20 protein-coding genes, 2 pseudogenes and 1 other annotated feature are annotated in these 21480 nt (G+C 38.3%); of the genes and pseudogenes, 18 read left to right on the top strand and 4 right to left on the bottom strand.

The features are described 5' to 3' along the window. Positions 1 to 31 precede the first annotated feature (31 nt). From BQ5321_RS12715 to BQ5321_RS12735, 5 genes are all read left to right on the top strand, one after another. Positions 32 to 925 carry a LysR family transcriptional regulator gene (locus BQ5321_RS12715; RefSeq protein ID WP_071394839.1) on the top strand — a complete coding sequence of 298 codons (894 nt, stop codon included), beginning with the start codon at positions 32 to 34 and terminating at the stop codon, positions 923 to 925. 598 nt (positions 926 to 1523) lie between these two features. Beyond that, complete coding sequence (locus BQ5321_RS12720) at positions 1524 to 2399, top strand: SDR family oxidoreductase (RefSeq protein ID WP_071394840.1); 876 nt, start codon at positions 1524 to 1526, stop codon at positions 2397 to 2399. A gap of 49 nt (positions 2400 to 2448) precedes the next feature. Then, on the top strand, positions 2449 to 3114 hold the full coding sequence (locus BQ5321_RS12725) for a DUF429 domain-containing protein (protein ID WP_071394841.1): 666 nt from the start codon (positions 2449 to 2451) through the stop codon (positions 3112 to 3114). Between the two features lie 220 nt (positions 3115 to 3334). Beyond that, positions 3335 to 3703: an IclR family transcriptional regulator gene (locus BQ5321_RS12730; protein WP_071394842.1), complete on the top strand. Its 369-nt coding sequence runs from the start codon at positions 3335 to 3337 to the stop codon at positions 3701 to 3703. A gap of 200 nt (positions 3704 to 3903) precedes the next feature. Continuing rightward, on the top strand, positions 3904 to 4209 hold the full coding sequence (locus BQ5321_RS12735) for a UPF0175 family protein (protein ID WP_071396898.1): 306 nt from the start codon (positions 3904 to 3906) through the stop codon (positions 4207 to 4209). A gap of 687 nt (positions 4210 to 4896) precedes the next feature. On the opposite strand, the gene BQ5321_RS12740 is transcribed toward BQ5321_RS12735, so the two are convergent. Continuing rightward, a complete protein-coding gene (locus BQ5321_RS12740; RefSeq protein ID WP_071394843.1) occupies positions 4897 to 5079 on the bottom strand; it encodes a hypothetical protein in 183 nt (60 codons plus the stop codon). A gap of 337 nt (positions 5080 to 5416) precedes the next feature. Then, positions 5417 to 5660 (top strand) — a binding site (T-box leader). 68 nt (positions 5661 to 5728) lie between these two features. Here BQ5321_RS12740 and BQ5321_RS12745 point away from each other — a divergent pair. The 5 genes and pseudogenes from BQ5321_RS12745 to BQ5321_RS12765 all read left to right on the top strand — a co-directional run bounded on the left by BQ5321_RS12745 (position 5729) and on the right by BQ5321_RS12765 (position 10596). Continuing rightward, positions 5729 to 7432 carry a 2-isopropylmalate synthase gene (locus BQ5321_RS12745; RefSeq protein WP_071394844.1) on the top strand — a complete coding sequence of 568 codons (1704 nt, stop codon included), beginning with the start codon at positions 5729 to 5731 and terminating at the stop codon, positions 7430 to 7432. 160 nt (positions 7433 to 7592) lie between these two features. Then, entirely contained in the window at positions 7593 to 8312 is a 720-nt protein-coding gene (locus BQ5321_RS12750) for a hypothetical protein (RefSeq protein ID WP_071394845.1), read from the top strand. A gap of 204 nt (positions 8313 to 8516) precedes the next feature. Then, positions 8517 to 8852 carry a hypothetical protein gene (locus BQ5321_RS12755; protein WP_071394846.1) on the top strand — a complete coding sequence of 112 codons (336 nt, stop codon included), beginning with the start codon at positions 8517 to 8519 and terminating at the stop codon, positions 8850 to 8852. Between the two features lie 138 nt (positions 8853 to 8990). After that, positions 8991 to 9506, top strand: coding sequence for a GNAT family N-acetyltransferase (locus BQ5321_RS12760; protein WP_071394847.1), 516 nt, complete (start codon positions 8991 to 8993; stop codon positions 9504 to 9506). A 178-nt stretch (positions 9507 to 9684) separates the two neighbouring features. Continuing rightward, positions 9685 to 10596 (top strand): annotated as a pseudogene (locus BQ5321_RS12765) (MBL fold metallo-hydrolase). Between the two features lie 120 nt (positions 10597 to 10716). Here BQ5321_RS12765 and BQ5321_RS12770 read toward each other — a convergent pair. Next, positions 10717 to 12138, bottom strand: a complete 1422-nt coding sequence (locus tag BQ5321_RS12770) for a DHA2 family efflux MFS transporter permease subunit (protein ID WP_071396899.1) — start codon at positions 12136 to 12138, stop codon at positions 10717 to 10719. Positions 12139 to 12547: 409 nt separating this feature from the next. Between BQ5321_RS12770 and BQ5321_RS12775 the strand changes: the two genes are divergently transcribed. From BQ5321_RS12775 to BQ5321_RS12795, 4 genes and pseudogenes are all read left to right on the top strand, one after another. After that, the gene (locus BQ5321_RS12775) at positions 12548 to 13831 is read left to right on the top strand and encodes an SPFH domain-containing protein (protein WP_071394848.1); all 1284 of its coding nucleotides are present in this window, start codon (positions 12548 to 12550) and stop codon (positions 13829 to 13831) included. A 207-nt stretch (positions 13832 to 14038) separates the two neighbouring features. Beyond that, the gene (locus BQ5321_RS12780) at positions 14039 to 15103 is read left to right on the top strand and encodes a TFIIB-type zinc ribbon-containing protein (protein WP_071394849.1); all 1065 of its coding nucleotides are present in this window, start codon (positions 14039 to 14041) and stop codon (positions 15101 to 15103) included. Beyond that, positions 15097 to 15930 carry a TPM domain-containing protein gene (locus BQ5321_RS12785; RefSeq protein ID WP_071394850.1) on the top strand — a complete coding sequence of 278 codons (834 nt, stop codon included), beginning with the start codon at positions 15097 to 15099 and terminating at the stop codon, positions 15928 to 15930. Before BQ5321_RS12780 ends, BQ5321_RS12785 begins: the two co-directional genes overlap by 7 nt. Before the next feature lie 423 nt (positions 15931 to 16353). Then, positions 16354 to 17466: pseudogene (locus BQ5321_RS12795) on the top strand (transposase); the annotation flags it as partial. 79 nt (positions 17467 to 17545) lie between these two features. Here BQ5321_RS12795 and tnpB read toward each other — a convergent pair. Then, the gene (gene tnpB, locus BQ5321_RS12800; protein WP_071394852.1) at positions 17546 to 18718 is read right to left on the bottom strand and encodes an IS200/IS605 family element RNA-guided endonuclease TnpB; all 1173 of its coding nucleotides are present in this window, start codon (positions 18716 to 18718) and stop codon (positions 17546 to 17548) included. 66 nt (positions 18719 to 18784) lie between these two features. Between tnpB and BQ5321_RS24450 the strand changes: the two genes are divergently transcribed. The 4 genes from BQ5321_RS24450 to BQ5321_RS24685 all read left to right on the top strand — a co-directional run bounded on the left by BQ5321_RS24450 (position 18785) and on the right by BQ5321_RS24685 (position 20482). After that, positions 18785 to 18922: a hypothetical protein gene (locus tag BQ5321_RS24450; protein WP_187143718.1), complete on the top strand. Its 138-nt coding sequence runs from the start codon at positions 18785 to 18787 to the stop codon at positions 18920 to 18922. Positions 18923 to 19547: 625 nt separating this feature from the next. Next, a complete protein-coding gene (locus tag BQ5321_RS12805; RefSeq protein WP_071394853.1) occupies positions 19548 to 19739 on the top strand; it encodes a helix-turn-helix transcriptional regulator in 192 nt (63 codons plus the stop codon). Then, the gene (def, locus tag BQ5321_RS12810; protein WP_071394854.1) at positions 19732 to 20310 is read left to right on the top strand and encodes a peptide deformylase; all 579 of its coding nucleotides are present in this window, start codon (positions 19732 to 19734) and stop codon (positions 20308 to 20310) included. The genes BQ5321_RS12805 and def overlap by 8 nt, the downstream gene beginning before the upstream one ends. Positions 20311 to 20389: 79 nt before the next feature. Further along, the gene (locus BQ5321_RS24685) at positions 20390 to 20482 is read left to right on the top strand and encodes a hypothetical protein (RefSeq protein ID WP_234978464.1); all 93 of its coding nucleotides are present in this window, start codon (positions 20390 to 20392) and stop codon (positions 20480 to 20482) included. 225 nt (positions 20483 to 20707) lie between these two features. Here the strand turns inward: BQ5321_RS24685 and arr are convergent, their stop codons facing one another. Continuing rightward, on the bottom strand, positions 20708 to 21124 hold the full coding sequence (gene arr, locus BQ5321_RS12815) for an NAD(+)--rifampin ADP-ribosyltransferase (protein ID WP_071394855.1): 417 nt from the start codon (positions 21122 to 21124) through the stop codon (positions 20708 to 20710). Positions 21125 to 21480 lie beyond the last annotated feature (356 nt).

The raw sequence follows: 21480 nt of genomic DNA on the forward strand, positions 1-21480 counted from the left end.
ATAAAAGTAAACTGAAAAAGGGTTGATAAAAATGAATCAACAGTTACATGTCTTTGTAACAGTAGTAGAGATGGAGAACTTTTCACGTGCGGCAGAAGAATTACATATGACTCAACCTGCAGTAAGTCAATATATTCAATCTATTGAACGTACTATGGGGACAAAATTGTTGGAGCGCAGTAATAAATTTGTACGCTTAAATAAAGCTGGGGAAATTGTCTATCATCACGCGAAGGAGATATTAGGTCTCTATACAAAAATGCATTACTTAATAGATGATCTAACCAACAAGACGAGTGGACCTCTTTCAATTGGTGCCAGTTATACATTTGGGGAATATGTTTTGCCATATGTTATTGCAAAAATGCATAAGAAATACCCAATGATTATTCCAACCATTACGATTGGGAACACAAAGGAAGTAGCAAACTTGGTTTTGGGAAACCAATTAGATGTGGGAATTGTAGAAGGGGAATTAAAAGATAAACATTTAGTAATTGAACCGTTTGCAGAAGATTCCATGTATCTTGTGACTTCACCAAAACATAGATTAGCTCAAAAAAATGGCGAAATTAGCATATCAGAATTAGAGGAAGAAACGTGGATTGTCAGAGAAAATGGATCTGGAACTAGAGAAGTAACTGAGGAAATGTTCAGATTATGTGGAATGATTCCGAAGAATACATTAGAGTTTGGAAGCACACAATTAATTAAGGAATCGGTAGAAGCAGGTCTTGGTATTAGTATACTTTCTCACTGGGCGATTCGTAAGGAATGTTCAATGGGCACATTAAATATCATAAACGTAAAACAACTCCCAATTCTACGGAAATTTTCAGTGGTTTTACGATCCCCATTCCAGACTAAAGCATTAAACGTATTTTTAGAACTATTAAGAGAAGGTAAGACAATACCCAATTTATAAAGTGGTTGTAGTTTTTTTGCTTTATACAATACGACTCCCTTCATTAATAACACTATGCAAAAATTGTAAAACATTTATTCAACAATCGGGCGCTTTAATCGAAGTAACTGTCAATAAAACGCAAGATCCGGCCTGATGTTTCAAAAAAGAAGGTATATAATCCATATAGCTATTTAACAAAACAAGACCATTTGGTATAATTGAATTAACTTTAATGAATGGAGGCTTCCTAATGATTGATATCCTAACTTTGAACCGTTAATTTCATACGTTCAAAGGCTCTGCTTATGCTCAGAGTAATAGGATAAATCTGTCTTCTTATAGGAAACCTTTATTATACGGTTATAGTAAAAAGAGGGAGATAAATCTTCCTCTTTTTATTTTTTAGGGAGATTTCCCGTGACACATCGTATACAAGGATACATCTATGAATTGGATGTCATATTTGTGGTACTAACATTCGGATAAATCCTGTTGAAATATTATATTTCAATATTTAGAGCATTGGCAGATTGCCTGTGCTTTTTATTTTTGTTTTTTTATAAAAAATAGGGATTGAATGAAACCAATATTCCCTTTTAATGGAGGAGATTTTTTTATGACATTTAATAACAATGAAAATACACGTGTGTGGTTTATTACAGGTGCAAGCAGTGGACTAGGATACGAATTCACAAAAAAAGCATTAGAATCGGGAGATCAGGTTGTTGGTGTTGCTAGAAATATTGAAAAACTGAATGAGTTAAAATGCCAATTTGAAGGAATGTTACTTCCATTATGTCTTGATGTTACGGATAGAAGTGCTGTATCGACTACAGTGGAAACGGCCATTAAACATTTTGGAAGGCTCGATATTGTTATTAACAATGCAGGAAATATGGTCATGGGAATGATTGAAGAATTTAGTGAGGAGGAAGTTAGACGTCAAATGGAAACGAACTTCTTCGGTACAGTATGGGTTAGTCAAGCAGTTATGCCGTACTTGCGGGCACAAGAATCAGGACATATTATCCAGATTTCTAGTATTGGTGGGCTAATTACTGGTCCAATGTCGGGAATCTATAGCGCTAGCAAATTTGCTTTAGAAGGATTTAGCGAGGCTTTAGCACAAGAAGCTGCACATTTTGGTATAAAAGTATCTATCGTAGAACCTGGAGGTTACTGGACGAATCTATACTTGAAAATGAGTATGACTGCACAGAAAAAAGAGTATGGTTCATTACGTGAAAAGTTGGCTCAACAATATTCAAACGAACCGGTGGATAGTGATCCTAAGTTAGCCGCCGAAGCGATAATAAAATTGGTTAATAGTGAGAATCCGCCTCTCCGATTGATTCTGGGAAGCCTTGTATATGATTTAGCTGTTGAAAATGCAGAAAAACGTATATCTACATGGAAAGAGTGGGAATCCGTCAGTCGTTCTGCGGAACATGGGATTCCAGCACCAGAAGGATATGGAATTATTGAGGAATAAAAATCGTAGTCAAAACTAGTTTATACTAAGGCAAAGAAAGAAGGATAAAATGAGAGTCATGGGAATCGATTTATCGGGTCCGAGTAATCACAAGGATACAGCACTTGCGGTGTTTGAAGGGCAAAAGGGCCAATTACAATTTGTAAAAAGTAGAAGTCATCTGAGTGATGAAGAGATTTTGAAAGAGATTTCAGACCAAGCCCAGCTTGGTGAAGTCATAATCGGCATCGATGCCCCATTGTCCTATGAAGATGGAGGCGGGGACAGGGAGTCCGATCGGGCATTGAGGAAATTTATTGTTGGAATCGGGATGAAGCCCGGGTCGATTATGCCGCCGACACTCAATCGGATGGTCTATTTAACCTTGAGAGGCATCAAGCTCAGCAGGGAAATTGCAGCACAGGTCAAATCATCGCCACACCCGATTTCCATCGTTGAAGTGCATCCTGGATCAGTGATTGGCTCAAGGTTGTCTGCAATAGATTTCGATTATGTTTTAACCTATAAGCAGGATGTGAAAGTGAGAAATCTGCTGCTAGGTTGGTTCGAGCTGCAACAGCTTCTTGGTATACCATTATCAGTCGCTGAACAAAGCCATTCGATCGATGCCTGTGCAGCGGCATTAGGTGCTTGGCATTGGAAGGATGCAGCCTTTACACCAACATGGAGTTTTCCGGCTAAACCGCCATTACATCCGTATGATTTTTGCTGCTAATTCGTACATCTCTCTAAAAATTTAGAGCGTACAAAACGGCATTCTCGACCGAAAAACTATAGTTACTTTAGGGTATAAGGGGAATGGAAAATAAATTCTGATAGGGGAGATGATTTTGGTATAGATACTCAAACAAAAAAAGGCTAGTTATATATGTTAACCTAAACAGAAAAATGGGCTTGCACAATTGTAGGCCCATTTTAACGTTCATTCACATACAATGGGGAAAAGAGTACCATCTCATTGTACAGCTGCTGGAAAAGCATTATTAGCTTTTCAAGAAGATGAGGAAATCGCCTGTTATATCAATCAGCCTCTTAAAGCCATAACCAGACATACCATTACTTCATCTGAGGATTTGTGGAATGATTTAATTAATATAAGAAAACAGGGATATAGTATTTCACATGGTGAATACAGGGAAATGATAAGTGCGGTGGCAATCCCTGTTTTCGATGATGATAATCGTGTAATTGTGTCTCTTAGTGTCACAAAACCTACAAATTTATTGTCAAATGGTCATATTCAACGAATTGTTCCGGCACTTAAGAACTATGGCCAATTAATATCAGAACAGTTGGGGTACTAATGGGACAAAGGGGCAGGTTCATTGTCTCTTATACATTAGGTCTAAGGAATGGTGAAGGATATGATGTAAGGTTCCTTTTTAAATTAAAGTGAGCTTTCCGGGAAGAGTAATAGCGCCTATTTTTAGGGGCGGATACGGAGTATTTGCTTATTAATGTTATAATCAAAATAATGAATTAGAGAGGAATGATACCATTGGCAATGGAGGAATCAAAAGCAAAGGTTGAAATCAATCCCGAATTCTTACCTTTTTTGCAAGGGAAAAATGCAAATTCAGTTGATGAGGATGTTAATTTATCATTAGCCATGTATTTATTTACCGCAAGAAAACTAACACTGGCACGAGCAGCTGAACTTTGTGGTAAAAGCTTATCAGATTTTATCCAAATGTTAATTGACCATAATATTCATTGGGCAGTGTATACAGAAGAACATAAAAAGCAAGATGATGAAACCATTGAATTTATTTTAAAAGAAGATGGCAAACAAAATGAAAGCAATATGTAATACTAGCCCTATGAAGTTATTGTAGAAGCTAAGGAAATTGGTGCTAGTATCGTTTTTAATAGAATAACTAGTTTCGAACAAAATTCGGATATCCAACAAAATAATAAATCAGTTGCTAAAGGAAGTTGGGGAGGAATAAATACTCCAACACAACATAAACGATTTTAACTATACATTATTTCCTAGTGAAAAAATCAAATTCGCCCGTCGAATTTGCGTCCGGATTACCTGAGCTCGCTCGATAAACTACCTTTAAAAAAATCCGTGACATCCGCCGGAGGCTTAACTTCGATTCAGCCGGGGTTTGAACCCCCACTGAATCGAAGTACAGTTTGCATTCATCCCCCACTTGTAGAAGTGGAGGACTTCTGCTGAATGAAGTTAAAACTAGTCATCTGAACCCTAGCTAATAGTTTATTATTAAATGTCAGGTGCCAGGTACCTGACATTTAAATAACCCAATTATTAACTAAAAACATTATGTGTTAAATACACAAAAAAACTGATTGACAGTTCGTCCCTAGTCAAGTATATTTCAATGAATCCAGCTCGTGATAAGCTTCTAAATCAAAATGATACGGACTCATTAGATCAAGCAAACGTTACGGCAATGTGTGAAAAGAAGCGGATAATGTTATCATTTTAATTATTATACAGTGTGTTTAAATGACATAAAAAGCGAAATCTCTAGGATTTCGCTTTTTCCATCCTATAGGTTGTAAAAAGAAATAGCCATGATAGAAGCTGTGTTCCTAGAACAGATGTGAGAATATTTCTATGCTCAAGTGAGTTTTTCCTAACAAAGTATAAAACGAAGGAAGCTGCAAAGGTACCTGAAATCAAATGCATGAGAATAATAAATCTCTTCATGTACTCACCCCCTTTTTGTGCAAGAACGCGAAGTCTTGAAGTAGTAGTATTTACCTATTCGGTTAGGATATTCTTAGAAAAGCAAAAAAAGAGGGAGATTCAACAGAGGTTACATAAAAGGTTGAGTTGACAGGGTGAACAACGAATGAGTGGACGAATGAGTGGCAGATACGAAAGAATTTAGAAGAACAGAAGCAGAAGGATAATTTTAGGAAATGAAGCCATGCTCTAGTGTTAAAAGGAAAAAAGCGATATGGATTTATTAATCTAAACTTTCGCTAAATTCAGGATTGACACTCAAGTTTGGAGATATTATTATTGTATTTAATTCAATAGATAACAAGCGAAGATTGGAAATAGTAAAAGGATTTATAAGCTTTTCAGAGAGCCGATGGTTGGTGAGAATCGGCAGTTATAGCCTTTGAACTCATCCAAGAGCTACTCCTTGAACTGAATCAGTAGGGGATGTCGGTTTTCTACCGTTATGAGGATAGGTGGTGATGGCCACCGAAAATAAGTGGGTGAATCAAATCATGATTGATCAAATAGAGTGGTACCGCGAGCAAAGCCTCGTCTCTATATTTTTATAGAGACGGGGCTTTTTTATTTATCAAAATGAACAAAAGTCTATGAAAAGGTGGGAGTTAGAATGAAAAATGTGAATAAATACTCTAGAGGTTACGATATGCCCCCAGTGAAAAGCTTGAAATGGACAGAGAAGCAATATATTACAGAAGCGCCCACCTGGTGTAGTGTCGACCTTCGTGATGGAAATCAAGCCTTGGTTGTCCCGATGAATTTGGAGGAGAAGCTAGAGTATTTTCAAATGCTTTTGCAAGTGGGTTTCAAGGAAATAGAAGTGGGATTTCCGGCTGCATCGGAAACCGAATACGCTTTTTTACGTAAGTTAATAGATGAAAATTTGATTCCGGATGATGTCACCATTCAAGTGTTAACACAGTCAAGAGAACATATTATCAAGAAAACCTTTGAAGCGTTACAGGGTGCAAAAAAAGCAGTCGTGCATTTGTATAATTCCACATCTGTGGCACAGCGCGAACAAGTATTTAGAAAATCGAAGGAAGAAATTATTGATATTGCTGTAGCAGGTGCAAAAATGCTCAAGAAATATGCTGCTGAAACGGAAGGGCAGTTCCAATTTCAGTATTCACCGGAAAGCTTCACGGGTACCGAAATGGAGTTTGCACTTGAAATTTGCAACAAGGTACTGGATATTTGGCAGCCAACAGCTGATAACAAGGTCATTATCAATCTACCAGCTACGGTATCCATGTCGATGCCTCATGTTTACGCAAGTCAAATTGAGTATATGAGTGATCATCTAAGCTACCGCGAACATGTTATCCTTTCCCTTCATCCACACAATGACAGAGGAACGGGCGTAGCAGATGCTGAGCTAGGAATGCTTGCCGGTGCGCAAAGAGTTGAAGGAACCTTATTTGGAAATGGAGAAAGAACAGGAAATGTGGACATTGTCACGCTCGCGTTAAATATGTTCTCACACGGGGTAGATCCAAAGCTTCATTTTGAAAATATCCCTGCTATTATTTCTAAATATGAAAGATTAACCAGAATGAAGGTTCACGAAAGACACCCATATGGCGGTGAACTTGTCTTTACCGCCTTCTCAGGTTCCCATCAAGACGCCATTGCCAAAGGGATGAAATGGCGCGAGGAAGAGGAGCGTCAGTATTGGACGGTACCATATCTATTAATTGATCCGATGGACATTGGAAGAGAATACGAGGGGGATATCATCCGAATTAACAGTCAATCCGGAAAGGGTGGGATCGGTTATATCCTTCAGCAAAAATATGGCATCGATCTCCCTATCGAAATGCGTGAAAGCTTTGGATATAGTGTGAAGAATGTTTCAGACCATCAGCACAAGGAACTGATGCCGAATGATATTTATGACATTTTCATGAAAGAGTATGTGAATCTTCATAGTCCTGTCGAATTTATTCGTTACCAATCTACTCAAAATGGTCATTATGAAACGCTTGTATCGATTCGGATGAATAATGAAGAACTTGAATTAAAAGGTGTGGGAAATGGTAGACTTGATGCGATTAGCAACGCAATCCAAACCAAACTGGGTATCGACTATACAGATTTGGTTTATAAACAGCATGCACTTGAGATAGGCTCAGGATCGAAAGCAGTATCTTATGTGGGGATTACGGCAAAGGATGGTACGGTCAATTGGGGCTGCGGGATGGACGATGATATTATGACCTCATCTGTTAAAGCACTTTTTAGTGCCGTGAACAAAATGATATCCAACATACAGCTTCCTGTTGAGAAACCCTATTATCCTTTAAAAAAATAAGTGGCAAAATACGATTATCTTCAAATTCGACGGGCGAATTTGATTTTCAACTAATCCCATTTTGTACCATTACCCTTACTTCGTTTGTACCTTTTATTTTCTTAAACATATATATGGTTAGGAAGCACATAGAATTTATCTTTTTCAAGGAGGTAACGGTATGTATTATTATGGGGAGCCCAATTATTATGGTAATCCGTATTATCATGTAAATCCATATCAACCGGCAGAAATGGTTCATCCTAATGCACAGCATTATTTTGATGAGTCCCTTGAGCACTCTATGCGTCAGCCTGTTAACTTAGGCACTCGTTGGGAGGTTGAAGAAGGTGGCTGGAGAGCGGTTTGGACCCGGAGAGGGAATAGTAATGTATTTGATGGACGATGGACGCGACCGGGTGCAACGCCGATTACGGCTGTGTTGAGAATGCAAGTACAGGATAACTTTGTTTGTATTTCACGTCGTAACAGCAGTGACGGGAATAATTGTCAATATGTCGGTAAAATAGAAGGGAATCGTGTGACAGGGACCAATGTTTGTGATCGTGGAGGTGGCTCATGGAGTGCCACCATCCAAAGAGGTCCGCAAGCTCCGGACTTGGGAAGACGATGGGAGGTTCAAGAAGGTGCATGGAGAGCTGTCTGGAACCGAAGAGGGAACAGTAATACCTTTGATGGTAGGTGGACTAGACAAGGAGCTGCGCCAGTTACAGCTGTCTTGACGATGGAACAGGATGGCAATAATGTCCGGATTCTTCGCAGAAACAGCAGCGACGGAAATAACTGCCAGTATACCGGTAGAATTCAAGGGAGAAATGCCAGTGGTTCTTTCACCTGTAATCAAGGTGGAGGTCAATGGTCAGCCAACATACGTAACTAGCGAAAAAGTTCACCGGAAGATAAAGCCAATACTCCAACTACGCTAGCAGTAGTCTAGGATTCAAAATAGAAAATAAAGCTAATCAGCTACTAAAATAAAGTGTGCCATACTTCGAAAAGGAGTATGGCCGTTTTCATGATCTTGAAATATAAACAAAAGAAAACCCAAATAAATGATAGACTATAAGAAAGGAGGGGAATGAAAATGGAATTTGAAATGGGGAACGGTGTGCTTGTACTTCCTCCTTTGCCGATTACAATGGCAGCAATAATCATTATTTTCATTTTAATCAGGTGGAGCAAGCAATTAGAAGCACGACGTTTTACCGTTTTCTTTTATTTTCTAATTAGCACCTACATATCACCAATCTATTCTCAAAGTACTGATGATGGAATTTTTGAAATATGGATACCCTTGGGATTTATCATGGTTATCTTATATCTGTTTCTCAATGAGAGATATCATCCGGCAAAAATGAAAGCAAGTATTCTAGGATTAAGTATCGCAATCTATCGATTAATTTCAATCTATATCGCTTAACTTTTTTGTTCCCTTATGAAAGAATGTTGATTTCACTGTGTTTGAAAATAAAAGGAGATGACAGGCACCATCCAAATTATGGAGGTACCCTGGTGTTTTTAGACATTAACAAAATAGCAAGTCAGTAAGGAGAATCCTATGCTAACGTTTTTACAAGAAGAACAGTTCGATGATTTTTATCAATTAATTGAAGAGTCTTTTCCTCTAGATGAATATAGGCCATACCAAACACAACGTGCATTACTTTCTCATCCTCACTATCAAATACACACTTATGAAAAAGATTATGAGCTAGCAGCTATTTTTGCTACTTGGGAAGGACCCGATTTTATCTTCATCGAGCATTTTGCCGTTAAAGCAAGCTTTCGTGATGGCGGCTTAGGTTCGAAACTACTCCAAGCATTTCTTAAGCAGCACACCAAACCGATTGTGCTTGAAATCGAAACCCCTGAGGGGGAAATCGAAAAAAGACGAGCCAATTTTTATGAACGAAATGGCATGATCCTTAGTCAGTGGGGATACAATCAACCTGCACTTGCAAAAGGGCAAAGCGCGGTTCCAATTGTATTAATGTCTTACCCGAAGCCCTTACAAGAACAAGACTATCAATCTTTCAAACAATGGGTATTTAAACACGTCTATACATCAGATTGAGACGCCAGGACGGTAAGGATATTTCTACGACCTAAATTGTAGGATTGAGACTCCCTTAAAGGGTGCCTGGCACCCTTTACTAAAAATAGTTTACAGTGTAAAAAATAATCACTAGAAATAAAATGAGAATGAAAGAGAAAGGACTGGGACAAAAGTGACCTCTGTCCCAAAGGTGATGATGAGGACAAGATATCGTAATTTGAATGGTGTGTCGAATAAGAAAACGTTTCGGGATATGCGTAAGTGGCAGAAGGAAAGACGAAGTAAAGTGAAGAATACAACGGAAAATATCCCGCAATGTTCGAACAAAAGGATCCAAGAAATAAAGGAAAATAGAAGCCAAACTTCTTATACCTGGATTGGACATTCTACCTTTTTGCTTCAATTGGATGGACTTAATATACTGACTGATCCGGTATTGGCGAAGTGAATGGGTTTTCAGAAGCGATTAACGGAACCTGGCATTCCGTTAGAGGATTTACCAGAAATCGATGTCGTGGTCATTTCACATGGTCATTATGACCATCTTGATTTTCCAACGTTGAAAAAGCTAAAAGGAAATCCGTGCTATTTTGTTCCCATTGGGATGAAATCGCTTTTTATAAAAAAAGGGTATCAAAAGGTAAGAGAAATGTGCTGGTGGGAATCGCTAGAATACGGAGGGATCCACATTCACTTTGTCCCGGCTCAGCATTGGACTAGAAGATCCCTTTTCGATATGAATACCTCCCACTGGGGTGGGTGGATATTTCAAACAACCAGTAAAACGTATTATTTTGTGGGGGATACAGGCTATTTCTCAGGTTTTAAAGAAATAGCTGAACGCTTTATGATTGATATCGTATTTATGCCAATTGGTGCCTATGAACCGGAATGGTTTATGAAAGACTCGCATATCACTCCTGAAGGTAGTGTGAAGGCATTTATTGAACTGAAAGCGAAGCAGTTCATTCCAATGCATTATGGTGCTTATCGATTGGCAGATGACACAGGGCCCGAAGCCTTAGAGCGTTTACTGCGCGAATGGAAAAAAAGCCAGCTACCAGTGGCGCAATTGAAGGTTTTATCAATAGGGGAAACCGTCATTTAAGACTCCCACGTCTAAAGACACAAATTGGGAGGTGCTAGGCACCTCCCAAATATGAAAATAACGAGAACAGGCTCTCTTGGTAGTTAACAAAGAGGCGACTCTCTGTCCCATGTCCTATTCCTATACCTGAACTCTTTTAATAAATAGGCCGACAATCAAGCCAACAATGGCAACAATAATAGCAAAGATAAAAGCGTCATGTATTCCCGATGTAAAGGCGAGTAATGGATTCAGTGGGTTCTCTGCATCTGTTACATTTTTTAAATACTTCTCAGTTCCAGAAGATAAGATGGAAATCGCCACTGCCGTTCCAATGGCACCAGCCACCTGCTGCAAGGTATTCATAATGGCTGTTCCATCAGGATATAGTTCTCGTGGTAATTGGTTCAAGCCGTTGGTTTGAGCAGGCATCATAATCATGGAAACTCCTAACATCATGAAGATATGCATCGCAATTAAAAAGGCAGAGGAGGTTTCTAAATCAATCGTTGAGAAGCCGAATAATGAACCAATTACGATGACAAGGCCTGGGATGACTAACCATTTCGGGCCATATTTATCGAATAAGCCCCCCATCACAGGAGAAAGCACTCCATTGATAATTCCTCCTGGTAATAGGAGCAGTCCAGCTGCGAATGTACCTAAGGCAAGCGATGTTTGCAAATAGAGCGGCAATATAATCATAGAAGATAATATGACCATCATACAAATAAGTACTAACAAAAGCCCGACTACAAACATAGGATACTTAAATGCCTGAAGCTTTAACATAGGCTGCTCCATTCTTGTCTGACGAATACAGAACAAAACTAAACCAATCATACCAATAATAATAGTAGAAATGACGGTTGGATCTCCCCATCCTTCTGCTGCAATACTAAAACCATAAACTACGCCACCAAAACCAACGGTTGATAAAATGATTGATAAAATATCAATTTTTGGCTTTGTTGGTGTGGATACATTTTGCATATAAATAATCCCAAAAACAAGCGCCATAACTAATACTGGAAGAGAGAACCAAAAAATCCAATGCCAAGTAAGATTTTTTAAAATAAGTCCAGACAGTGTTGGTCCTACAGCTGGAGAAAAGGAGATGACTAGACCCATTAGCCCCATGATCTTTCCGCGCTTATAAGGTGGAACGATTAGTAGGATTGTATTAAACATTAGAGGTAACATTAAGGCTGTACCCATTGCTTGAATCACTCGTGCCACCATAAGAACAGCAAATGAAGGGGCCATTGCGGCGATAAATGTCCCAAATATGGTTAATGTCAGTGAAACAATGAACAATTGTCTTGTTGAAAACCACTGCAAAATTAATCCAGATACTGGGACGAGAATCCCTAATGTTAACAGGTATCCGGTTGTTAGCCATTGAACAGTCGTCTCATGGATGCCAAAATCAACAATTAAAGTACCTAATGCCATATTCAAAGCTGTTTCACTGAATAAACCCACAAAACCTGCAATTAAGAAAGAAACCAGAATGGGTACGATTTTATATTGCCCCATTTCCTCACCCTTTGTGTTATTCATTTGAGTATCGATATTCATTATTACCTCCAAAATAAATATATTTAACATTAGAATTTCAGTCTATCCTAACTTCCGAACAGCTAAAAGCGACTTTATTATAATACTTGTTGGTGAAATATATTTTCAATATTTTTGCCTTACCAAGAAGAGAAAAAATATTGAAATGAGGAGATGTCGAGACGGCTATGCTTTGCGAAAACTCCATGCAATACAATCTGATAATTCAAACAATCAAGTCAATTAGCATTATGTGCTAAATACACAACAAAAATATCATGTCTCGTCCCAATAATAACTTATTACAATCAACCCAACTCGTCCTAAGCAGCTAAATCAAAAGCATTCTATCGAAAGCCACATGTTATACTTAGATTAAACAGGAAAAGTGATAGATAAGGAGGATTTATAGATGGGAATTATTAAAGCAGCAGTGAATGCTGTAAGAGGAGGACTTGCCGATCAATGGTTGGAAGTGATTGCTGCGAAGGATATGAGCGATACGACAGTGATGTCCGTTGGTGTGAAAGTGAGGGCAAAGGATAAAAGAAATCAGAATGTAAAAGGAACCGATACGACGATATCAAATGGATCCATCATTCATGTACAACCGAATCAATTCATGCTCTTAGTTGACAGCGGGAAAATTATTGATTACACCGCAGAAGAGGGTTATTACCAGGTCGTTAATTCATCTATGCCTTCTTTATTTAATGGACAGCTAGATGAAGCAGTCATGGAGACGTTTAATCGGTTTAAGTTTGGCGGCGTTCCATCATCCTCACAAAGGGCGTATTTTATTAACCTTCAAGAAATTAAAGGGATAAAATTTGGGACCAGGAATCCGATTAATTACTGGGATAACTTTTATAATGCGGAATTGTTTTTACGTACACATGGAACGTATTCAATCAAAATTATCGATCCACTGAAGTTTTTTGAAGAAGCGATTCCTCGAAATAAAGATGTTGTGGATATCACTGAAATCAATGCCCAGTATTTAGCCGAATTTATGAATGCCCTGCAAACGGCCATTAACCAGATGTCAAGTGATGGAATCCGTATCTCGTTTGTTACTTCAAGAGGAATGGAATTAGCAAAGTACATGGCGACTGTATTGGATGAGGAGTGGACTCGACTTCGCGGAATGCAGGTCGAATCGGTTGGAATAAACAGTATTACATATGATGATCAATCTCAAAAACTAATCAATATGCGTAACCAAGGGGCGATGCTCCAGGACCCATCTGTCAGAGAAGGCTATGTTCAAGGTTCAATTGCACGCGGACTTGAAGCAGCGGGGTCCAATGAAGGCGGTGCGCTGAACGGCTTTATTGGTATGGGCATGGGCATGCAGGGGGCTGGCGGCTTTACAAAAGATACATCCGTTACCAATCGCATGCAAATACAGGAGCAAGAAGCCAGAAAGAAGCAGTCACCTGAACAACAGACATCACCACAGTCATGGCAATGTCCTTGTGGTCAGCAAAATGAAGGAAAGTTCTGTTCGGAATGCGGGTCACCAAAACCACAGCAAGATACATGGACATGTGCATGTGGTCATGTAAACAACGGGAAGTTTTGTTCAAACTGCGGCAATAAAAAGCCTGAAGTCCTATCCTGCAGTGAGTGCGGGTTTACTCCTCAGAAGGACACTAGGATGAAATTCTGTCCAGAATGTGGAACCAAATTTTAACTTCATTCAGCCATAGTCCTCCACTTTTATAAGTAGGGGATGAAGGCAAATGGTACTTCGATTCAATAGGGGTTCAAACCCCGGCTGAATAAAGTTAAGCGTCTGGCTAGTCTTGCGATTTTTTAAAGGTAGTTTACCCAAGCGAGCTCAGGTAATCCGGACGCAAATTCGACGGGCGAATTTGATATGAGAAAGAGGTGATTTGGCATGGGAGTTATCGTGTACAAATGTATCAATTGTGGGGGGCCGCTTGCCTTTAAGGCAGATTCCCAAAACTGGACATGTGATTATTGCTTGAGTGAATTCAGCGAGCAAGAGGTACGTAATTTTATCAACAATGAGCAAGGAGAAGCGGAAACCGCTTCGGCTGCTTTACAGGAGCTAGAGGAAGAATATCTGGATAAAGCGCAAGGATATACCTGCGAGAGCTGCGGAGCTGAAATTGTCACAGATGATACAACAGCTGCCACCTTTTGTTATTATTGTCATAATCCAACCATTATTCCACGAAGGCTGGAAGGAGAATATCGTCCTGAAAAGGTCATCCCGTTTCAATTTAATCGCGAGCAGGCAACAGAAATCTTTAAAAGCTGGTGTAAGAAAAAACCGCTTCTATCGAAACAATTTACCACCACCTCGGAGCTTGAAAAGCTTTCAGGAATATATGTGCCGTTTTGGTTATTTGATTCCCATTCTATGGGCGAAATTAGCGGGGATGCGACGCGAGTTCGCACCTATACAAGCGGGGATACCCGTTATACCGAAACAAAATACTATCATGTTCACCGTGAAGGCAAAGCTATATTTAGAGACCTACCGGCAGATGGGTCAAAAAAAATGGATGACGAGTTGATGAGTGTTCTTGAACCCTATCATTATAAGGATCTTACTGATTTTTCGATGTCCTATTTATCTGGTTATTTAGCAGAAAAATACGATATGGACCAAAATGATGTCTATGGCCGGGTGTCGGGAATCATCCGAAATCATATGAATACATTATTAAGAGACACTATCCAAGGCTATAGTACTGTTAGCGTCAAAAACACTGACCTTAAATTAAAGAATGTCAAGGCGAGATATGTATTATTGCCAGTTTGGATGTTTACGTACCAATTTAAAGGAAAGACTTATATGTTTGCAATGAATGGGCAGACAGGAAAGGTTGCTGGTAAGCTACCAATTAGTCGAGGCAGGGCCAGTTCGTGGTTTGGAGCTATTTCTGCTGCTGTATTTGTCTGTTTGGCGATTGGAGGACAATTTTTATGGTGAAAAATATACGGTCCTGCTTTCTTTTTCTAATGTTATTGTTTCTTCTAAATAGTACTGGTGCAAATGTACAAGCTGCCTATGAAAAGGTATTTGATGAAGCCGATTTATTCACAGAGGAACAACGGGAAGAATTGAATAATCAGGCGCTGGCTTTAAGCGAACAAACCGATTTGGATATTATTGTCGTAACAATCAGTGATAATCAAGGGAAAACCTCAAGCCAATATGCATTGGACTTTTATCAGGAACATGGATTTGGCTATCAAGGAACATTAGATGGTGTACTTTATTTATTAAATATGGCTGAACGAGAGGTTTATATTTTTACAAGAGATCGCGGAACGGATTATATTCCTGCAGATAGAATTGAAGAACTACTTGATCTTGTTTATCCCTCTTTAGGGGAAGAAAACTATAGTGAAAGTGTTCATATATTCCTCAATGAAGTTGGAAAAATGATGGAAGCAGGGTATCCAGGCGAGGATGATGTTTCCCCTTCAGGAGAGTCAGGTTATTCCTATACAGATAATGAGGTTACAACAAATGAATCTAGTACGGTAAAAGAGCTAGGAATCTACTTGCTTATTTCGTTTGCAATCGGTGGAATCGCAGTTACTATGATGGCAATGGGCAATCGGGGTCGTTCGACTGTTAACGCAAGAACCTATTTAGAGAATGATTCCTTTATTTTGACAAGAAAAAGTGACCGTCATTATAATACGATTGTGACACAGCAAAAAATCCAAAGAAATAACAATAGTGGCGGAAGCTCCTTTACAGGCGGTTCTGGCGGTGGTGGTATCGGAGGCGGAGGGAGAAAGTTCTAGCTTACTTCCTATTGCGAGGATCCTGACGATTCAAGACAAGAGGTATGTGGGGACAACTATTGTTCCAAAGGTAAACATGACCATTCAATTATGAAGACTGACAAGGTCTATTTGGGGTCCTACCAACAAAACGCGGAAAACATACGCTAAGCAAATTTCGATATAAGAAAAGCCGAGATTTCCTACGCTAAGGAATATCGGCTTTTTTATCACTCACAAAGTTATAAGCATCCTAATTGATTCTTTTTTTGTCTTTACCTCTAATGATAATTTCATATGGTTCTCCATCAATCTTACTTTGGGTTTCTTCGGAATTTAAGAATTCATTAATTGTCTCTTCTATAATACGAATCTTTTCATCCGCATCTTTATCGGATGCATTTATTGATGTCTTTATAATAATTTGAAGGGGTGCTGGATGAAGCACTCATGGCAATGGGAACCAATATCGGATTGACTAAAATGGCAGATGCCACACCTGGGATTACTTATCACCAGATGGCTAATGCTGCACAATGGCGCTTGTATGATGATGCTATAAGTCGAGCACAGGCCACTTTAGTAAATTTTCAGCACAAGCTTGCTCTAGCCTCTTATTGGGGAGATGGTACAACATCTTCATCTGATGGAATGCGAGTACAAGTTGGTGTTTCATCGTTGCATGCAGATGCAAACCCGCATTACGGGACCGGAAAAGGAGCCACCATCTACCGTTTTACTAGTGATCAATTTTCTTTTTATTACACAAAGATTATTCATACAAATTCAAGGGATGCGATTCATGTTTTGGATGGATTGTTGCACCATGAGACGGATCTAAATATAGAAGAGCATTATACAGACACGGCTGGTTACACAGACCAAATATTCGGACTGACTCATTTATTAGGATTTAAATTTGCGCCAAGAATAAGAGATTTATCGGACTCAAAATTATTTACAATAAATAAGGCAAGTGAGTATCCAAAACTAGAAGCCATTTTACGTGGACAAATAAATACAAAGGCCATTAAAGATAATTATGAGGATGTTTTGCGATTAGCTCATTCTATAAGGGAAGGAACAGTTTCAGCATCCCTTATTATGGGAAAACTAGGTTCCTATTCAAGACAAAACAGCTTGGCTACGGCCTTAAGTGAGATGGGGCGAATAGAAAAAACGATCTTTATTTTGAATTACATATCGGATGAATCATTAAGAAGAAAAATACAAAGAGGATTAAATAAAGGAGAAGCCATGAACGGCTTGGCAAGAGCATTATTCTTTGGAAAACGAGGCGAGTTACGAGAAAGAGGATTGCAGGAGCAGCTCCAACGCGCAAGCGCATTAAACATTATAATTAACGCCATTAGTGTATGGAATACAGTATATCTTACCGAAGCAACAAAATTAATGAAAGAAAAAGGAGCTTTACGGGAGGACTTACTAAAACATATTTCCCCATTAGGATGGGAACACATTAATTTTCTAGGGGAATACACTTTTGACGTGAAGAAAGTAGCAAGCTTAGATTCACTCCGACCTCTTGTACATTGAACTACCCACCACTTAATTTTCTTACGAAAATTTGAAGTGGGGGATTCCTAAGAACACCAGCCTATCAGCTAGTTATTGGTTAGGCGAGCCCCGTCGCACCGACGGTTAGAAGCCTTATCGCTTCATTTTTAAGATTTAAACTTGCGTTAATATCCCTTTGGTGATGGGTGCCACAAATACATGTCCATTCACGCAAAGCCAGATTTTTAACGTCTTTGTTTTGGTAGCCACAACAAGAACAAAGTTGACTGGACGGAAAGTTTTTTGCAACCGTGACAATTTGCTTTCCGTACCATTTCGCTTTGTATTCAATCATGATTTTAAATTCTGACCATGATACTTCGCTAATGGCTTTTGCAAGATTATGATTCTTTAACATGTTAGCCACTGACAAATCTTCCATCCCGATGATGTCGTGGTTTTTGACAATTTCGGCGGAGATTTTTTGTAAGTAATCGGTTCTGGCATTCGTTATCTTTTCGTGAATACGCGCAACCTTTATTTTTGCTTTATACCAGTTCGCACCACCTATGGTTCGTCTACTCATAATTCTTTGCGCTTTGGCTAACTTTTCTTCTAACGAACGGAAGAACTTTGGATTTTCATAGATGGTTCCATCTGAAAGAATAGCAAAATCTTTCAAACCTACATCGATTCCAACTGCAGAATTGGTACTTGGAAATTCTACAATTTCAACTTCTGTTCCAATAGAAACAAAATATTTACCCGATGGGCTCCGTCTAATCGTTGCATTAAAAATTTTTCCTTCGACTTCACGACTTTTTGCAAAGCGAACCAATCCAAGTTTAGGTAGTTTGATATAGTTATCTATGACAGCGATATTTCCATTTGTATACTTGGTAGTGTAAGACTGAATAGGATTTTTCCTCGACTTGAATCGTGGGTACTTATTTTGCTTTTTATAATATCTATCGAAAGAATCTGCTAGATTCTCAACCGATTTCTGCAAAGCGATACTATCTACTTCTTTTAGAAAGGCATATTGCTTCTTTAAGTCAGGAAGTTCCTTTACCGTTTGGTACTTATTCAAGCACCCACCTTTCCAAGTATTATTTAGAAGTTGACCGTTTTGAACCATTTCTTCAACAATATACCAGTAAGCATCTTTTTCTTTTTGTTTACCTAAAAAGAAGTTGAATACAAATCTTGCCGAACCAATCGTCTTATTAATGAGTTCAGTCTGTATCTTGCTTGGGTAGATTCTGAATTTATATGCTTTATTTACTAACATTGATTATCACCTCCTTATCTGTTATTATATACGTGGATACGTAATATAACAAGGAGAATGATACCAATGGCTAGAAAAAAGTTCACTACCTCTTTAGACGAAAATATTATTCAACAACTTAAAATGCAAGCTGTTAAAGAAGGTACTGATGCAAGTAAGATTCTTGAAAAACTAATTGAGGAATATCTCAAAAAGCAAGCTTAGGCTGACGCCTAACGACATTCATCTCCCACCTACTCACTGCGTTCCTTGAGGTGGGAGTCTTCTGTCGTAAATCAGATAAAATAAAGCCGGTGATTCCTTAGCCTAGGAAAAATCGGCTTTTTTCATGTTGAAATTTGCTTAGCGTATGTTTTGTACTTTTTGTTGGTGGGACCCCTATCTACAAAAGTTGATTTTTCACAAAAAACGAGTGTTAATCCATGAAGGGTTAGCACTCTTTTTTTTGTGAATTTATAAGTTTAACGTACGATCAAATTCGCTCGTCGAATTTGCGTCCGGATTTTTTATCGAGCTCGCTCGGGTAAACTACCTTAAAAAATCGCAAGACTCGCCGGAGGCTTAACTTCATTCAGCCGGGGTTTGTACCCAACTGAATCGAAGGACCATTTGCCTTCATCCCCCACTTATAGAAGTGGAGGACTTCTACTGAATGAAGTTAGATTACAAAAAAAACTCCTAGTATTTAGTAATTGGGAGATATCCTTCAGCAAAAACCAAGCGCTTCAGTTCATTATAAGACAAGATATAAATGTCTAAAACATTAGACATTCTTTGGGTAGTATTATATGATATATGTCTAAAGTATTGGACAAATAAGGTGATTAATTTGAAAAATATTATTAAGGTACTACGGAAGAAATTGGGGATTACGCAGGAAGCTCTAGCAAAGGAATGTGGAGTGGTTAGGCAAACCATTAATGGTGTAGAAAATGATAAGTATGACCCTACACTTGAATTAGCTTTTAAGATTGCAAAAGTGTTAAATAGGAAAGTCGATGAGGTGTTTATTTATGAATAAGTTCAATCCAGAATACATTATTACGATGAAGGATATTGTACAGGAAGGGTCCGCCATACTAAGAAAGAAGACCGAAGAGGTAAAAATTCCTGTTTCTCATGAAGATAAAGATGCATTGCTATGTATGCTTCAATATTTGAAAAACAGCCAAGACCCCAATATATCAAAAAAATATAAGCTCCGCCCCGGATCAGGATTATCGGCAAATCAAATTGGACTGGATAAACGCATGTTTGCAGCACTATTTGAGGAACGAGAGAAAAAGAATGAAGTGATGATGATTAATCCCAAGATTATTAGCCACTCTCTTAATATGATCTATTTGCCTCAAGGAGAAGGCTGTCTTTCGGTGGAGAGGGAAGTAAATGGCTTTGTTCCGAGATACGAGAGAATTAAGGTAAAAGCATTTGATATCACTGGGAAAGAAGTAATTTACAAATTCAAAGGCTATGGATCCATCGTTATCCAACATGAAATCGATCATTTAAATGGAATCATGTTTTATGACAGGATTAATACAGAAAACCCCTACAAGTTGCCTGACAATGTTGAGATTGAAAGTCTGAAGTGAACCTAGGAGCAATTATTGGTGATATTTAGCTTTTCTAGAATCCAAGAGCTTTGAGGATGCTATCCGAAATGCCATCTCAATTGGAGGTGACAGTGATACTCTGGCTGCCATAACTGGAGGAATTGCGGAAGCCTATATGGCATACCAGCAGATATTCGCAATCAAGCTCTGACCTATCTGGATGAGCCACTAAGGAATATACTGGTCCGCTTTGAAAATCAATATCCGCCGCAGCCTGAAAAAAAATAATAACAAATAAGAAGCATCCTTCTCAAATTGTATATCGATAAATTTGTATCATGAAACAAGCGCCATTTTTGATTTGGCGCTTGTTTTCCATTTTATTGACCATTAGTTTCTAAACATTGAAATGGTTAATCTTTTACCATTGTTGACATTAATCATATATTACATTTTTTCCTTCTTCACTTAACTTTTTTAAAGCTGTAAGCATATTATTGATTTCTTCGTCGGAATGTCTTTCCCATGAACCTAATTCGGCTACTATTTTCAGCGGGGATTTTGATCGATAAGAACGTGTTGGGTTACCAGGGAATTTTTTGTCCGTTACGTTTGGATCATTTTCAAAATCACCTAGTGGTTCTACAATATAAATTCTTTCTTTCGAATTAGACCTTGCTAATTCAGCACCCCATTTAGCCGCATTCAATGTTGCAGTAAAATAGATATAGTTAGATTTTTTATCTTGATAATTTGATAAGTATTGTGGCTCTAATAAATCCCCATTTTTCAGTTCTGCTTTCGTCCCATGAAAAAAAGGACCATGATCTAAAACATCCTTTTTGTCATTCATACTGATACCCCCACATTTTCAAATTATATATATAATAGTATATTATGTAATTCTAGAAAGAGTAGTCTATAAATAATCTAGGAAATAATGGTATAATATAGGTATAAAGAATAAGATTGAATGACCATTACCAATTATTTGGGTTTATATTAGCAATCCATATCTTTGGATACTAGAGGTTTTGTATATAAAAAGAAATATTGAAAAGGAATCCGGCGCAATTCAGCATCATGAATTGTGCTTTATAAAGTTTGTGAATATATTCACTTAAAGTGAATATTTATGTTTTAAAAAGTCGAGGATTCTTGTATCACGCAGTTAATCGAAATTTGCATTTAAGATAAAATTAGGGGGGC

The sequence above is a fragment of the Bacillus tuaregi genome (assembly GCF_900104575.1).
Taxonomy (GTDB): Bacteria; Bacillota; Bacilli; order Bacillales; family Cytobacillaceae; genus Bacillus_BD; species Bacillus_BD tuaregi.

Excerpts from the sequence above, each read along its gene's own strand:
- BQ5321_RS12715 (WP_071394839.1), top strand. The coding sequence starts at position 32 with ATGAATCAACAGTTACATGTCTTTGTAACAGTAGTAGAGATGGAGAAC.
- BQ5321_RS12720 (WP_071394840.1), top strand. The coding sequence starts at position 1,524 with ATGACATTTAATAACAATGAAAATACACGTGTGTGGTTTATTACAGGT.
- BQ5321_RS12725 (WP_071394841.1), top strand. The coding sequence starts at position 2,449 with ATGAGAGTCATGGGAATCGATTTATCGGGTCCGAGTAATCACAAGGAT.
- BQ5321_RS12730 (WP_071394842.1), top strand. The coding sequence starts at position 3,335 with ATGGGGAAAAGAGTACCATCTCATTGTACAGCTGCTGGAAAAGCATTA.
- BQ5321_RS12735 (WP_071396898.1), top strand. The coding sequence starts at position 3,904 with ATGGAGGAATCAAAAGCAAAGGTTGAAATCAATCCCGAATTCTTACCT.
- BQ5321_RS12740 (WP_071394843.1), bottom strand. The coding sequence starts at position 5,079 with ATGAAGAGATTTATTATTCTCATGCATTTGATTTCAGGTACCTTTGCA.
- BQ5321_RS12745 (WP_071394844.1), top strand. The coding sequence starts at position 5,729 with ATGAAAAATGTGAATAAATACTCTAGAGGTTACGATATGCCCCCAGTG.
- BQ5321_RS12750 (WP_071394845.1), top strand. The coding sequence starts at position 7,593 with ATGTATTATTATGGGGAGCCCAATTATTATGGTAATCCGTATTATCAT.
- BQ5321_RS12755 (WP_071394846.1), top strand. The coding sequence starts at position 8,517 with ATGGAATTTGAAATGGGGAACGGTGTGCTTGTACTTCCTCCTTTGCCG.
- BQ5321_RS12760 (WP_071394847.1), top strand. The coding sequence starts at position 8,991 with ATGCTAACGTTTTTACAAGAAGAACAGTTCGATGATTTTTATCAATTA.
- BQ5321_RS12770 (WP_071396899.1), bottom strand. The coding sequence starts at position 12,138 with ATGAATAACACAAAGGGTGAGGAAATGGGGCAATATAAAATCGTACCC.
- BQ5321_RS12775 (WP_071394848.1), top strand. The coding sequence starts at position 12,548 with ATGGGAATTATTAAAGCAGCAGTGAATGCTGTAAGAGGAGGACTTGCC.
- BQ5321_RS12780 (WP_071394849.1), top strand. The coding sequence starts at position 14,039 with ATGGGAGTTATCGTGTACAAATGTATCAATTGTGGGGGGCCGCTTGCC.
- BQ5321_RS12785 (WP_071394850.1), top strand. The coding sequence starts at position 15,097 with ATGGTGAAAAATATACGGTCCTGCTTTCTTTTTCTAATGTTATTGTTT.
- tnpB (WP_071394852.1), bottom strand. The coding sequence starts at position 18,718 with ATGTTAGTAAATAAAGCATATAAATTCAGAATCTACCCAAGCAAGATA.
- BQ5321_RS24450 (WP_187143718.1), top strand. The coding sequence starts at position 18,785 with ATGGCTAGAAAAAAGTTCACTACCTCTTTAGACGAAAATATTATTCAA.
- def (WP_071394854.1), top strand. The coding sequence starts at position 19,732 with ATGAATAAGTTCAATCCAGAATACATTATTACGATGAAGGATATTGTA.
- arr (WP_071394855.1), bottom strand. The coding sequence starts at position 21,124 with ATGAATGACAAAAAGGATGTTTTAGATCATGGTCCTTTTTTTCATGGG.